This is a genomic window from Fulvivirga sp. M361 (assembly GCF_007097395.1).
Lineage (GTDB): Bacteria > Bacteroidota > Bacteroidia > Cytophagales > Cyclobacteriaceae > Fulvivirga.
In genome coordinates this window covers 1-14004 of sequence record NZ_VKDC01000031.1, presented here as the reverse complement: position 1 = coordinate 14004, position 14004 = coordinate 1, and the positions used below count along the sequence as shown (strand labels likewise).

Genomic DNA, 14004 nt, shown 5'->3' with positions numbered 1-14004 from the left:
AGCAAAGTTCCGGTTGTTGGTTCGGGAAACCGAGGAACGAGGTTCATGAGGGCCTTTGGAAATCATACACATTCCGAAATAAATACAAGGGTAAAATGAATCCAAGCCTTTTTAGCCCCCCTCCTTCCAACACATCTTAAATTTCGGTCAATTGACTTTTCCACCATCTTTCATTTGAGTTATCACAAAAAACTCCCTAGAAACCGCACACATTTACCACTCTCCCACCCATAATGCCAACGTCCTACTTGCGGTACAGTGGCTCCTGGTAGCTAGGAGTGTCAAAAGAGTGCTCAGTGTATGTTAAGGAAGGAAGAGGAGATTAAAAAGGAAGAAAGTCCAACCACGCAACTATTAAACCCCGGCACTACGGCCGGGACAGGACCAACGCCCAACCCGAAGCTAAGTAATCCCGATATCCACTTCGTTACATCGGGACAGGCTATAACGCAGGACATTATGCAACACTTCGTGTTGGGATAATACTGTTATTTAAATAGGCTTTTAGGATTGAAAATTAAAAATTATTGTAATTAATGCTACTGATGTTTTCAAAATGAAAACATTTGGATTAATTTTACGTTCGATGACAAACATTGTCTCAAGAAAAATCATAAGAGAGTTTTGGGAGAAACACCCTGATAGTGATGAGACACTAAAAACATGGTACAAAGTAGCTATGAAAGCTGACTGGAAAAATAGTAACGAAGTAAAAGCTCAGTACAAAAATGCCAGTGTTGTGGGTGATAACAGAATAGTTTTTAACATCTGCGGAAACAAATACCGATTAATTGTCAAATTCAACTATGAAATGCAATGGGGTTGGATACGTTTCATAGGCACTCATTCGGAATATGATCGAATTAATGCTTTAACTATATAATTATGAACATAAAGCCAATTAGGACAGAAAGTGATTATAAGCGTGCTTTAGTAGATCTTGAAAATGTTTTTGATGCTCCAAAGGGTACACCAGAAAATGATTTGGCTGAGATACTAATTACATTAATTGATAAGTACGAATCTGAACATTACCCGATTGAGGCGCCAGATCCGATAGAAGCAATTAAAATTAGAATGGCTGAAATGGATTTACATCAAAAAGACTTAATGAGTTTTATTGGAACGAAAAGCCGAGGGACTATTTCAAATATTTTAAATAGACGAAGGCCGCTGACACTTCCTGTGATAAGAGCAATTGGTCCTAAATTGGGTTTGTCATTTGATGTCTTAGTCAAGGAGTATAAAATGGGATAATACCTGTATTAACCGCACACATTTGACATTCCCTTACTCCTGCCCTGCAATCCAATAATGGCAAAAGAGCGCTCGTTAAGGCTAAGAAATGATGTGATTGCTACTGATTAATGAAATAGGCCTTCCCTAAACTATTAATGCCAACCCAAGCCAAAGCTATTAGTTGTTATATTAAATAGCCGCCTGGCCAGCGCGCTAGGCTTACCCCACAGCTTGCCCTGACCATACGGCTATATAAAGTTTTTCCCAACGCGCTTTGTCACGCTAAGGCGTGAATGGCCGAACCCTGAAACAAGAGATTTATCGTCAAATCCCTGGCGTTCTATTTTTCCGTATTCTGTACGATCGATTGTGCGGGTTGATTCGAAATACACGATTCTCAGGGCTTACGATTTGTCGCTAAAACACTTGTTGCCTGTGCTTTATTCTTCTAAGCATAATCTTACTTTCAAAACGTCCAAAACGTCATCCCGGAAGTAGCGTAGCGGATATCCGGGATCTGTTGAGTCGCTTTGCTGAACGGTAATGAAATGCTCACTGGTTGGCCATCTTTTAATCGTGTTTCCCGGATCGCGTCCGGGACAGGCTGCAGTGCCCTCGTGCCGGGCAGGCAAATACTTTTGGCATTGGCCCAAAAGTATTCAAAAACCCTAGCCAAAATAATCACTATCTACCCGCATGCCTCCCCACGCCCGGTATTTTGGCGGGCCTACGCTCGTGGGGTGCTATTTAACATAATGTTAAAATCACTCAATACAACTGTCTATATTAATAATAGTTAATTTCGCGAAATAAAATTTATGAATGGGATTGAGAAAAATACGATTTAAGGAATGGGATATTCAGGACATATCAAAAATCTCAATTGATTCTGAAGCCATTTCAATGATTATACAGCATGTATATGATTTCAAAGTTGAAATTAAAGAAGCTCCTAGTGCCAAGGTAATTTTTGATGATGGCGATGAAGAATATCATCATTTGGGTGATCCTTTTGAATATGCTGCTAAAAATTCAGCTATGGAAATAATGAATAACGCTGTTTTCATATCGTCATTCACATATTTAGAAACAAAAATGCGTCTTCTATGCCAGCTTCTTAACCCCAATCAGGGAAAGGGAAATATTCAAAAGTATAAAAACTATTTGTGCAAGAATGATCAAATTGACTTTAGACATCTTCAAAGTGACTGGAAAAAAATTCTGAATTACTCATTTCTTAGGCATAAAATTGTACATGATCATACTAATAAAGTGGATCTAAAATCCGAGAAAGAAATATTTGACAAAATATATTCTCTGCCCAAAATACAATTTACAGAGTACTATGGTTTTGCCTATTTCCATATTTCCAGCAAAGATTTTTTGTATGAATTTCTAACCATCATTAACCGTTTTTTGGATGGACTTATCTATATGGATTGCCCAATAAAAAAATAAGGTGAATTGCTCTTCATTTTCTCGAAAGTGGTATTTAGAGGATAATATTAATTCCCACACACAGGTCAAAGCAAAGTTCCGGTTGTTGGTTCGGGAAACCGAGGAACGAGGTTCATGAGGGCCTTTGGAAATCATACACATTCCGAATAAATACAAGGGTGAAATGAATCCAGGCCTTTTTAGCTTCCCTCCTGCCACCGCACCGTAAACCGGCTTGGCCCCTTGCATTTGCCTCAGTCCATCCGGGTGATTCGGCTTTCCCTGGTGCGGTTGCCGGGGTGTCACTTTACTCTTTATGTATTATGTATAGTTCTTATTTGTTTCGTGTTCGTTTGTTTGGTTGGTGGTGTTTTGGGGTGCGGTATCCGCGTTGTTCTTTCAGTGTCCGTAGTGCCTCTTTGGGTGGTGTCAGGGATTTTCACATTCGTGTGCTTTGGTATGAGTTATGTGTTTCACAGCTCCCTTTTTAGGGGTCTTTAATTCTTACCATTATGCCAGATACAAATTTCTTATTTGATGATGAGTACCTGTTTCGTTTCAAAGTGAAGCAGGGCTGGGTGTATGGTCTCTTCCGTCAGCGGCTGGCGTTCAGGGTGAGCTACAGCGTTCGTTATGGTTGGTATCATCGCCTGTGCATTCGTTTTTTGTGGCTTGAGTTAGGCTTTTCTTCTCTCCCTCTTTCATGAGGGATTTTTTTGGTCATACCTTAATCAAGCCTTGAGGCCATGTTAGTTAGCGAATACTTACTGAGTTCACCTATACTTTTCTGGAATACTTTAATTTCCCAATTCGAAAGGTGGCTAAACCGTTCATCTTGCTCATGATTGAAGAAAATGTAGTTATCAGGGTTTTCCAGAACCTTCGAAGGAATAAGATGCAGAACAGGCTCGATCTCTTTCATAACAAATACCAGCGCAATCCAAAGGTTGTCTTTTGGTTCACCTAAATCACCTTTCGGTATTTTAACACTTCTGGTAAAGTCCAGATTGATAGGTTGTAAAAAGAGTTCGTGGTATTTTCTAGAGGGAGTCTTTGCAATGAAGTCAACTCCCCTACTCTCTCTTTCACTGCTAAAAACCTCCAAACTGGCTTTGGTTAGTTCCTGCTCAACAAATTGTTTAACTGGTTTCCTTATATCTGACATCTGCTAGGTCTTTCCTCTAAAATTAGAAATTTGATACTTTACATTCTATTCTTCCTCTAACCGAATAACTAACAGTCGATCCATCGTTGTGATTAGTACTCTTTGACCATAAACAAAACCTAATTTCTCCAACCAGCTACCACAGAGTTTGATCTCCGGTACGTCTATTTCACTGTACTTGTTAATCCTTCTTTTGGGTTGGATTTTCAAACTTCGGATTTCCGGTCTTCTATTTGATTGTTTTTTGGGTGCGGGCATAACTTTCAATTTAGAGGTTCGATATTTTCTTTTAGTTCTTTTTCGAGTGCTGTGATGAAATTGGATAGCCTTTCCACCATTTTTTGATTGACTTGGTGGTGAGCTGGTAGTGTTATTGACTTTGGCATAGTAAATTTGTTTATGGAAGTAAATCTTATACAAAGATAAGTTCAACTTCAATAAAGTCAAGAGAAAATTAAATTATTTCTTATATAAACGTAAGTACAGCTTATGAATATCTAAGTCAAACTTGCGTTTTCAATCATTTTAATGCCTATTTTCGGGTATTATAGCGTTATGGAAGATCGAATCAACAGAGTTAAGGAAGTACTCGTCATTCAAGGGAAATCGCAGAAATGGTTAGCCGAGCAGATGGGCATTAGCACCACTGCAATGACCGCTATTTGCAATAATAAGTCTCAGCCTCATTTGAAGGATTTGAGGCGAATGGCGGAGATTTTAGAGGTGGATATCAGGGAGTTGTTGGTGAGTACGGGAGGTTAGGTTCCTGATAGAGCGTAGCGTTTTGATAGGTAACTTATCACACCCCATCAGTGTATAATATTGGGATTCTAATTGTTACGTTGCAATTCTTCAAAGACTTTCTTTACAGACTCACTTGGTTCAAAATGATTGATTGTATCTTTAATTGAAACACCTGACTCAGAGAAAGACATAATACTGAAATGGACATCTTCATATGGACTAAGTTCATCTTGCATAGCATGAAATAGTTTTCGATTCAAGCCCAAATCTGTCATAATAACGCCTTTTAGTGCATTCTGAATATTGATATATTCATAAGAGCCTTTAGCAAAGGAGATGAATCTAAATTCATTTTCTCCTACATAATCTTTGTGTTTTTGACAAAGTCTAGTTCTTATAAATTCAGCATATTCATTTTGATAAGCGTCACGACCGATGGATTTTAATCTAGTGATGTCAAGTGAACGATGCCTAGTTTCAAAATCATTATAGGTAATATATTCAATGTCCCTAGGCATAATAGACTTAGAGTCTGCATATTTAATCAATTCGGTCTTTGATAATGCCAAACACACGCCTTGGTAATGATCACCATATTGATCCCACATTCTAGGTTTTGCAAATCCGTACTTTTCAAATGGAAGATATCTGATACCTTGTTCATTCTCCATTTTATGATTTTTGCATAGACAAAGCTGCTTGGCTCTATCCACTTCACTTTTCACTTCATTTTTAATCTCATATGCGACAGATTCATATACAGTGCCATCAACATCCTTTCCACCCGAGAAAGAATAAAATAAGCCCGTATTCTCAATTGGGTCATTTGATGTATTTCGAGGACTTAACCGAAGCGTCTTATCTGGCAGAATGTGCAATAAGGCAACCTTAGTATTAGTGTAATGATAAATTATATCATCACTTCTATATAAATCTGGAATATTGTGAATTCCCATACTCGATTTGATGCTCTTACTAGACTTTATAAAACTAATAAGGATTACGTAATATTCCCACACCCATTTGCCATTCTCTCTAACCCACCACACAATCCAAAAATGCCAAAAGAGTGTTCCAGCCCTTCCCTCCCGTTGGTAGAATTCCTCGGCTCCAAAAACTTTATACCCACCCCCGGCTTTTCTCCGGGTTAGAAAAAAATAACCCTGCAAAAAGCTCCTAAGCCATTTAACATAACACAATGAAATTAACTGAACTCTTTACTTTGACTCACAGCACAAGCCATCTTTACCCATGAATAAATACCCAACCTTGGGTATTTTTAAGTAGTATCAGATCAGTTAATTTCGTAATTAAGAAGACTTTCAAAGGTGACCTTTATGAAATAATTCTACCAAATTAATCCTATAATGTCCGAAACTAAATCAGATTTTGATCTCGAATATGTCAATGAGGTCGAAAATAATACCAAGAGACTCATTAAGATTTTAGGTTGTTTCATGATAATTAGTTTCTTAACCTCAGTCGTATTGTTTAGTTTCAGCAGTCTAGATTATAAGCTGATTCCTCTTAGCTTCTTACCCACCTCTTTTTTGATCTCCCTAGTTGTCTTCATACGATGTTGGAGTTGCCTGAACGCAACCAGTGTTTCCAAATATCATTTTAAAAAACAGGACATTGTTAAAGCTGAGATTTCGTTGAACAATGCACCTTGTTTTGGTCTAGCTAAAGGAATAAAAACAGACAAGATAACCACATCATGAACGAAGAAAATTATCCGGATAAAGAATTATTGAAAATCAAGAAAAGAAATTCTAGATATGCTATTATACTAGCAATTGCTCTCATTGTTTCATTTTCAGCGATACTGGCAATAGGTTATGTTCTGATGGACGAGTATCATTCAACAATTAGCTACTTGGATAATCAAATGAAGGATTCACAACAAGATCTGCAGAATTTTCAGGATGAATCGAAAAAACGAATACAAAAAGTCAAAGAAGATTTAACGAGGAATTTAGAAGAATTGAGTGAAACGCAAATTGGACAAATTGAAAAGAACTCAGATGGCATTGATGAAATGGGGCGAACATTTAGGCGATTAGATCAACAATTTAATGCAAGTTTCGGAATCCTATCTTCCAAGCTGAGTTTAGTCAACAATCGAATAGATTCCATGATAGCTATTATGAATGATAATAACATTCGTTTACAAGATCTGGAAAGGAATCTCATGAATAAGGTGAACCAAGATAGTCTTTCAAATTATATGGAAAGGAATGATGTTATTCAAGGATTTGATTCGTTGATTAGAACCAATGATCTTCTATCTAAAAGGATCGTTCAAGTTGATGAGAAAATAAACACGTTCTATGGCCTCAAATTAAGTTATGTTCAAGAAATATTATTGCGAATTGATGAGGTAACAGCCGATACTATTCCTGATAACGATAAAGCTCTTATCCATGAATTGACGAAAAAAGGCGAACGCGATGTTACAAATGAGAACATTATCCTTGTTTGTAGTTACGAGGAATCAGACATTTTGAAGTCATACTCGTCTTTTCTTCGTAATTATATGGATTCTCAACATATGACATGGCTAACAGACATTTTTATTGTCAGTTCAATGTCAGCCGACTCTCCGAAGTACTGGATAGTGATCGATACTTATTCTGGAGCATCCACATTTGAGAGAGTGAAACAAGAACACATCGAGCTGATGAAACCTAAATGGGGATTAAACTTCTGTGATAACTCAGATGTGGTTTTCTATAATTGAATGTTTACCAACGAATACTTACTCAGTTCAGGAATAGCTTTTTGGAAAACTTTAATTTTCAAGTTCGAAATGTGTTTAAAGCTTCCCCTATGGCAGATCGTCATATCATCGGATTTTAATACGTACAAGAAGAACTTGAGGTAATTTTATTCATTGCTGTTCAGAATTTTTGAGAAAAGTATATGTTCCATTACTAACACCTAGAAGTAGAAATTCTTCAGTAGTAAAAACTGGGAATGAATAATTAAAATAAACTGATCTCAAAAAAAGAGGGCGAATGCGATATTGAAAAATATGGTCTGAAGGCGATGAATACTAATTCCATTATCATCGCTAGATATATCTTTGAAGAAGGATCCAAAGCTTGTTCTATAATCAACTGTATTTTGTTTATTAGGCGATGAATCCTGCTTCATCTGGCTATTAGAAACGGATCTTGATACAATTGTAGTGGTGCTGCTAATAGTAAGAAATACCACTGCCGTTTCATTAAGCACCTTGACATCCTCAAATTGAGTACTAAGGAATATGAATGAGACCATTACGATTAGAACCCAGAATGTAAACTGTGACAAACCTAAACTAAAAGAACTATTTGTAATTGCAAGACGGCTTTTAGGATCCTTTAAGAGTGGACTATTCAATGTAATTAGAAGGTACATCGTGCCGAAAATAATTAAGCAGCCTGCCCAGAAAGCTGCACTTCTTGGTACGCTGTATGCCCAGTATCTCTGATTGTTTAATACAAGAGTTCGTGGGGTTTGATAAATAAGTTGACTTTCTTTTCCGATTGTCAGAGATAGATATTCTGACTTTAGCCAAGCTAATTTCTTTGAAGCCTTTTTACAATATTGACTAGGAAGCTTGTACAGGGCTATTAGCTCTTCTCTTGTAAGGTTGCTTTGTTGGAGATTGAATTTCAATAAGTCTTTATCATCATTATTCAATCTAAATGGAATGATTTGAGATAACGAAACTTCTCCAATAGACAGACGGATTGATTTAAAATCAATTTTATTCTTCTCTAGGAGCGAATCTAGGCATCCGATTTCAAAAACAATTGTTTCACCTTCAATTTTCAATGTATCAGGGGAATCATAATTTACTATTTTCAAACCATCACACTTACCAGCAGCTAAAATGGAAAATGTACCTAGAAGGCATAATGCGATGAAAATTAGGTGTTTCATTCTTTTTTAACTATGAAGTTGGGAATGTCTGATGGGACGAGTGGAGATGCTGTTGATTTCCTAGTTCCTTTCAAAAGTCTAGTTCCATTAAATGAGGTGTACTGCGTTTGATACAACCACATAAGAAAACTGGTTGCATCCTTTAAGCTTGTAAACTTCAGTTGGTAAGTCCTTCCAAAGTATTTGGCGTATAAGTAATTACTTGAGCCATCTTTAATTCTCCATGAATCTGCCTTTAGTTCTCCTTTTGAAATGAACTTATACTTCGTTCTTGTTGAATCCCTGTTGGTTGTCTTTAGAAAAACTACTTCATCGTCCCATTCACCCAAAGACTTTTTACCCTTATTATTCGCGACTTCACGATAAATGAACTCATACTCTAATGAAATAGAATCGACTTTTTGTGTAGGAGTAGTTAAATAACCATAGGATATCTTATACTGAATTGTGTCTGCTCCCTTTCTTACGGTTCCATCAGAATTGTACAGACCCGAGAAATTCAAAATGAATTCGGATTCGTTATTCACAGTTTCAAATAGAAGTTCAATACTGATTTTATCATTCAGGTTAACAGAGGGAGCCCCTTCTTGATAAATAATAGCCTCATATTTATTTATCGTACCTTTTAGTACAATTCGTCTGCGCTTTACATCACGTTCTTCTGTGATAGTTCTCCCCAATGCATAGGAGGCACCAAGATTAGAAGTATTTGAAGAGCCAGTGGTGCCAACACCGGTCACTCCATCTGAGATATCAACTGTATCACCATCAATTACAGTTTTCTTAGCTGCCGTGGATGTCGTTGTGTTGGAAGTAGAACCAGTTCCTGCTACCTCAAGACCTGCATTAATCGTGAAATTCTGACTTCTGGTTAAGCCGATTTTGCCAAAGTCTACTACCTCATATTTTGTTGCTATATTGTTGAATCCTAAAAACGTAATATTTGAAGTGTCATCCAATTTCAGTTTAATATAAAGCTCCTCGATTCTTCCAACTCTTTTAGTGCCTCTAAGCATGTCACGAACATCTATTTCCAGCTTCTTAATAAACTTGGTTTTTTCAACATGAAATGGTTTAGGTGATGGAATTGAAACTATTGTCTTACCTAATGTCTCGACTAATTTCTTTTCATCGGCTACTTTTGAATTAGCCGCTTCTATAAATGCTTTCTGTCCTTTTTCAGAAAGTTCATAAATGCCCTTTTTAACAGAGGTAGAGACCACACTATATGATGAAGCCTTAGGGGCTGAAAAAAGGCCTATTTGTACGACGCTATCTATATCGGCTCTGGTGTCAAGCTTCACAACATCTTTTATGCTTTTAAAACTTCTTGTTAGTTTGGATTGACCGGCCAAATTTGATAGGAAAAATAGAAGGAAAGTTGTGATAACCAATGCTCTCATCATTCCTCAATTTCAATAGGTGTCCCATGACTTTCAGCACCAGTTGCGTTACTTTCGATTTCAACAGGATCACATTCATTTAGAATTTCAACAGGATCCATATCATAGATATCATCATAGAATACTTTATCAGTAGGGCATTCTTCAAAATCCTTATCAAGGACTCTCCATGGGTTTTCGGTTTTATCAATGATTACAATAAAAACAGACATAAAAATTAGTTTAGTTAATAAATATTAGATTGAATCATGACTGAAGGTATTGGATTTTTGAAACTGACACCATACCCAACCTTGGGTATTTTTCGAAGTGAATCAATCGAATAAGTTGGCCTAATCAGCCCAAAGCTTCCACACCCATTTACCATTCCCTCTAGCCCACGGCGCAATCCAAAAATGCTAAAAGAGTGTTTCAGCCCTTCCCTCCTGCTGGCAGAATTCCCTTGCTCCAAAAACTTTATGCCAACCCATGGCTTTTCTCCGGGTTAGGAAAAAATAACCCTACGAAAAGCGCCAAAGCTATTTAACATAACACGAATACATTATATAACAAACATCCAGAAATCTCTGTAATACGAGGAACGAGTATTTAATATAAGATCAGATATATAACTGTGGGCAGCCTGTGCGCTGTAGAGTTGTATATCGGTACAGATCTTATGTTAAGGAGATTTCGTATCGCTGGGATAATTCTCGAAAATCATCTCAAGAGATTTCACCCATTGGCCAACGCTACTTGTTAAATATAATTCGATATTATGTTAAATAAAGGTTTCGTTTTTCAAGTTGACATTTCCGCTTGGCGAGATCGTCCAGCCAATTGTCCTTCTAATAAAGTTTGCGTCCAATCCTGTTATATAATTTGTTGTTATGTCTAAATAGCCGCCTGGCCAGCGCGCTAGGCTTACCCCACAGCTTGCCCTGACCATACGGCTATATAAAGTTTTTTCCAACGCGCTTTGTCACGCTTGGGCGTGATGGGCCAACCCTGAACAAGAGATTTATCGTCAAATGCTTAGCGTTCTATTTTCCAGTATTCTGTAGATTGTACGGGTTGATTCAAAATACGCGATTCTCATGGCTTTACGATTTGCCGCTAAGACACTTGTTACCTGCGCTTTATTCTTTAAGCATAATCTTACTCACAGATCGTCATCCCGGAAGTAGCACAGCGGATATCCGGGATCTGTTGAGTCGCTTTGCTGAACGGTCAAGAAGTGCTCACAGGTCAGCTGTGTTATAATTGTGTTCGCAGTGCCCTCGTGCCGGGCAGGCAAATACTTTTGGCATTGGCCCAAAAGTATTCAAAAACCCTAGCCAAAATAATCACTATCAACCCACCAGCCTACCCACGCCCGGTATTTTGGCGGGCCTGCGCTTATGGGAGATTCTATTTAACATAATGTTACTATTGCAAAGTTTTTGGTCTTAGAACAGTTTCCTCTCTTTCGAACGCAACCATTTCCATAAATTCCCTCAACCCTTCAGGTATAGTTTCAATCAAAGCAGGATTATCTGATAGACAGTACCTAAAAGTTCCAGTTCCTGGATTCTCCGAATTATCATTTATTGTGAGATAATAACTATTTGAAGAACATCGTAGATCAATCACAACGGTTTCAAAATCATCTACAGTGAAAGTTATAAGTGACCCAAAAGTCCCGTGTCCATCATTGAATACACCTACATCAACCTCATCCAAATCCAATACTTTGCTGATTATTAGCTTTAGAACTGTCTGAACATACTTAAGATTGAATTCGGGAATCCTATTAAGCTCTTCAATTTGATCAAAAAACGTACTCATAATTTTTACTCTTTAGTCGGGCAGCTAAATGTAATCGTTAATCAAATATATTCCCACACACAGGTCAAAGCAAAGTTCCGGTTGTTGGTTCGGGAAATACAAGGGTAAAATGAATCCAAGCCTTTTTAGCCTCCCTCCTGCCATCGCGCCGTAAACCGGCTTGGCCCCTTGCATTTGCCTCAGTCCAACCGGGTGATCCGGCTTTCCCCGGTGCGGTTGCCGGGGTGTCACTTTACTCTTTATTAGTTGTTATATTAAATAGCCGCCTGGCCAGCGCGCGAGGCTTACCCCACAGCTTGCCCTGACCATACGGCTATATAAAGTTTTTCCCCAACGCGCTTTGTCACGCTAAGGCGTGATGCGGCAAACCCTGAACAACAAGAGATTTAACGTCAAATCCATAACGTTCTATTTTCCAGTATTCTGTACGATTGTACGGGTTGACTTTAAATATGCGATTCTCAGGGCTTACGATTTGCCGTTAAAACACTTGTTGCCTGCGCTTTATTCTTTAAGCATAATCTTAATCACAGGTCGTCATCGGAAGTAACGCAGCGGATATCCGTGATCTGTTGAGTTGCTTTGCTGAACTGTCAAGAAGTGCTCACTGGCTAGTTGTCTTTTAATCGTGTTCGCAGTGCCCTTGAGCCGGGCAGGCTCTTACTTTTTTCAGTCGATAAAAAAGTAAGCAAAAAATCTTGCCAAAATAATCACTATCTGCCCTCAAGCCTACCCACGCCCGGTATTTTGGCGGCCCTACGCTCATGAGGTTCTATTTAACATAATGTTGGTATCATTCACAAAACTAGCGTCCATTTATCTGATTCGGCAAATTCTTTTATAGTCAGGTTCCTTTTGATCAAGAGATCAGTCATGTATTGTTTTAACACAATCATATCAACTAGTTTGCCAAGAACTCCTAAAGGTGATTGATAATCGAACCTATCAGTCATCAGTGTGCCATTTTCGACGGTCTTAAAATGGTGTTCATGCCTAAAGCCATTAAATGCTCCTTTTGTCATCTCATCAACAAAGAATTTAGGATTGTCAAATTCAGTGATTTGTGTAGTTAGAGTCTGATAAACTCCAAAATGCTTGGCTTTCCACGTCACAGATTCATTTAAGCTGATCAAACCAGATGTAACGCCATCAATTGCTTCCTCATTGGTATGTTCAGTAGAAATCTTGTGTAGATCAATACTTCTTGATAAATCGAAACATCGATCAATAGGTGCATGTATTTCAGTATGTAGAACAATGACTGGCACTTGGCTTCCAAAAGTACATTTATCTGTCATTCCCACACACAGGTCAAAGCAAAGTTCCGGTTGTTGGTTCGGGAAATACAAGGGTAAAATGAATCCAAGCCTTTTTAGCCTCCCTCCTGCCATCGCGCCGTAAACCGGCTTGGCCCCTTGCATTTGCCTCAGTCCAACCGGGTGATCCGGCTTTCCCCGGTGCGGTTGCCGGGGTGTCACTTTACTCTTTATGTATTATGTTTTGTAGCTATTTGTTTCGTGTTCGTTTGCTCGGCTGGTGGTGTTTTGGGGTGCGGTATCCGCATTGTTCATTCAGCGTCCGTAGCACCTCTTTGGGTGGTATTAGGGATTTTCACATCCGGGTGCTTTGGTATGAGTTATGTATCTCTCAGCTCCCTTTTTAGGGGGCTTTAATCCTTGCATTATGAGAGATTCAGATTGTATTTTCTGCTTTCGTGTGGGCGGTGGCTATGTCTATGCCATCGTTCGCCCTCGGTTTGCCATAAAGTACCACTATCGCGTGTACCATGGCTGGTGCTATTTCTTTCATATCCAGTTTTGCTGGCTAGAGTTTGGTTTTCGCACGTTCCCTCCTTCATGAGGGATCTTTTTTGGTCATACCTAGTTACAAGCCTTGATCTTTTTCATTAGAACTCCCACACGAGATCAAGCAAAGTTCCGGCTGTTGATTCGGGAAATACAAGGGTGAAATGAATCCAAGCCTTTTTAGCCTCCCTCCTGCCTTCGCACCTTAAACCGGCTTGGCCCCTTGCATTTGCCTCAGTCCATCCGGGTGATTCGGCTTTCCCCGGTGTGGTTGCCGGGGGTTCACTTATACTTTGTTTATTATGTCTACTCTTTATGAAGTTTATTGGTCGTTTCGCACGCCATTCCTCAGTATCCATCCGAAGAACCCATCTGTTGATTTTGGTGATGGCATCTTAACTTAGCGGGTATTTTTCCAGTTGTTGGGTAAAAGTTGATAGAGGTCCTTGCGTTTGTGGGACTGCACCCTGGTCAT

16 protein-coding genes are annotated in these 14004 nt (G+C 38.6%); 7 read left to right on the top strand and 9 right to left on the bottom strand.

Features of this window, described 5'->3' with window-relative positions:
* The first annotated feature begins 300 nt into the window (after positions 1 to 300).
* The 3 genes from FNH22_RS24445 (at position 301) to FNH22_RS24435 (ending at position 1257) form a co-directional block, all read left to right on the top strand.
* Positions 301 to 483 (top strand): hypothetical protein, encoded by a 183-nt coding sequence (locus FNH22_RS24445; RefSeq protein WP_143401131.1) that lies wholly within the window; start codon positions 301 to 303, stop codon positions 481 to 483.
* Positions 484 to 586: 103 nt separating this feature from the next.
* A complete protein-coding gene (locus FNH22_RS24440) occupies positions 587 to 883 on the top strand; it encodes a type II toxin-antitoxin system HigB family toxin (protein ID WP_143401130.1) in 297 nt (98 codons plus the stop codon).
* Positions 884 to 885: 2 nt separating this feature from the next.
* A complete protein-coding gene (locus FNH22_RS24435; RefSeq protein WP_143401129.1) occupies positions 886 to 1257 on the top strand; it encodes a type II toxin-antitoxin system HigA family antitoxin in 372 nt (123 codons plus the stop codon).
* Between the two features lie 448 nt (positions 1258 to 1705).
* Here the strand turns inward: FNH22_RS24435 and FNH22_RS24430 are convergent, their stop codons facing one another.
* Entirely contained in the window at positions 1706 to 1915 is a 210-nt protein-coding gene (locus FNH22_RS24430; protein WP_143401128.1) for a hypothetical protein, read from the bottom strand.
* A gap of 146 nt (positions 1916 to 2061) precedes the next feature.
* Here FNH22_RS24430 and FNH22_RS24425 point away from each other — a divergent pair, with 146 nt between their 5' ends.
* A complete protein-coding gene (locus FNH22_RS24425) occupies positions 2062 to 2697 on the top strand; it encodes a hypothetical protein (protein WP_143401127.1) in 636 nt (211 codons plus the stop codon).
* Positions 2698 to 3188: 491 nt separating this feature from the next.
* Positions 3189 to 3383, top strand: a complete 195-nt coding sequence (locus FNH22_RS24420; RefSeq protein WP_143401126.1) for a hypothetical protein — start codon at positions 3189 to 3191, stop codon at positions 3381 to 3383.
* A gap of 20 nt (positions 3384 to 3403) precedes the next feature.
* Here the strand turns inward: FNH22_RS24420 and FNH22_RS24415 are convergent, their stop codons facing one another.
* Together FNH22_RS24415 and FNH22_RS24410 are read right to left on the bottom strand one after the other, a co-directional pair.
* A complete protein-coding gene (locus FNH22_RS24415; protein ID WP_143401125.1) occupies positions 3404 to 3841 on the bottom strand; it encodes a hypothetical protein in 438 nt (145 codons plus the stop codon).
* 45 nt (positions 3842 to 3886) lie between these two features.
* The gene (locus FNH22_RS24410; RefSeq protein WP_143401124.1) at positions 3887 to 4099 is read right to left on the bottom strand and encodes a SymE family type I addiction module toxin; all 213 of its coding nucleotides are present in this window, start codon (positions 4097 to 4099) and stop codon (positions 3887 to 3889) included.
* A 297-nt stretch (positions 4100 to 4396) separates the two neighbouring features.
* Between FNH22_RS24410 and FNH22_RS24405 the strand changes: the two genes are divergently transcribed.
* Positions 4397 to 4603, top strand: a complete 207-nt coding sequence (locus tag FNH22_RS24405) for a helix-turn-helix transcriptional regulator (protein WP_143401123.1) — start codon at positions 4397 to 4399, stop codon at positions 4601 to 4603.
* Between the two features lie 68 nt (positions 4604 to 4671).
* On the opposite strand, the gene FNH22_RS24400 is transcribed toward FNH22_RS24405, so the two are convergent.
* Positions 4672 to 5541: a DUF2971 domain-containing protein gene (locus tag FNH22_RS24400; RefSeq protein WP_143401122.1), complete on the bottom strand. Its 870-nt coding sequence runs from the start codon at positions 5539 to 5541 to the stop codon at positions 4672 to 4674.
* 761 nt (positions 5542 to 6302) lie between these two features.
* On the opposite strand from FNH22_RS24400, the gene FNH22_RS24395 reads away from it, so the two are divergent.
* Positions 6303 to 7325, top strand: a complete 1023-nt coding sequence (locus FNH22_RS24395; RefSeq protein ID WP_143401121.1) for an OmpH family outer membrane protein — start codon at positions 6303 to 6305, stop codon at positions 7323 to 7325.
* 260 nt (positions 7326 to 7585) lie between these two features.
* Here the strand turns inward: FNH22_RS24395 and FNH22_RS24390 are convergent, their stop codons facing one another.
* From FNH22_RS24390 to FNH22_RS24370, 5 genes are all read right to left on the bottom strand, one after another.
* A complete protein-coding gene (locus FNH22_RS24390; RefSeq protein ID WP_143401120.1) occupies positions 7586 to 8515 on the bottom strand; it encodes a hypothetical protein in 930 nt (309 codons plus the stop codon).
* Complete coding sequence (locus tag FNH22_RS24385; protein ID WP_143401119.1) at positions 8512 to 9921, bottom strand: hypothetical protein; 1410 nt, start codon at positions 9919 to 9921, stop codon at positions 8512 to 8514. Before FNH22_RS24385 ends, FNH22_RS24390 begins: the two co-directional genes overlap by 4 nt.
* On the bottom strand, positions 9918 to 10130 hold the full coding sequence (locus FNH22_RS24380; RefSeq protein ID WP_143401118.1) for a hypothetical protein: 213 nt from the start codon (positions 10128 to 10130) through the stop codon (positions 9918 to 9920). The genes FNH22_RS24385 and FNH22_RS24380 overlap by 4 nt, the downstream gene beginning before the upstream one ends.
* Positions 10131 to 11325: 1195 nt before the next feature.
* Positions 11326 to 11724: a hypothetical protein gene (locus FNH22_RS24375; protein ID WP_143401117.1), complete on the bottom strand. Its 399-nt coding sequence runs from the start codon at positions 11722 to 11724 to the stop codon at positions 11326 to 11328.
* Positions 11725 to 12521: 797 nt separating this feature from the next.
* Complete coding sequence (locus FNH22_RS24370; RefSeq protein WP_370513196.1) at positions 12522 to 13145, bottom strand: cell division protein; 624 nt, start codon at positions 13143 to 13145, stop codon at positions 12522 to 12524.
* Between the last annotated feature and the right edge of the window lie 859 nt (positions 13146 to 14004).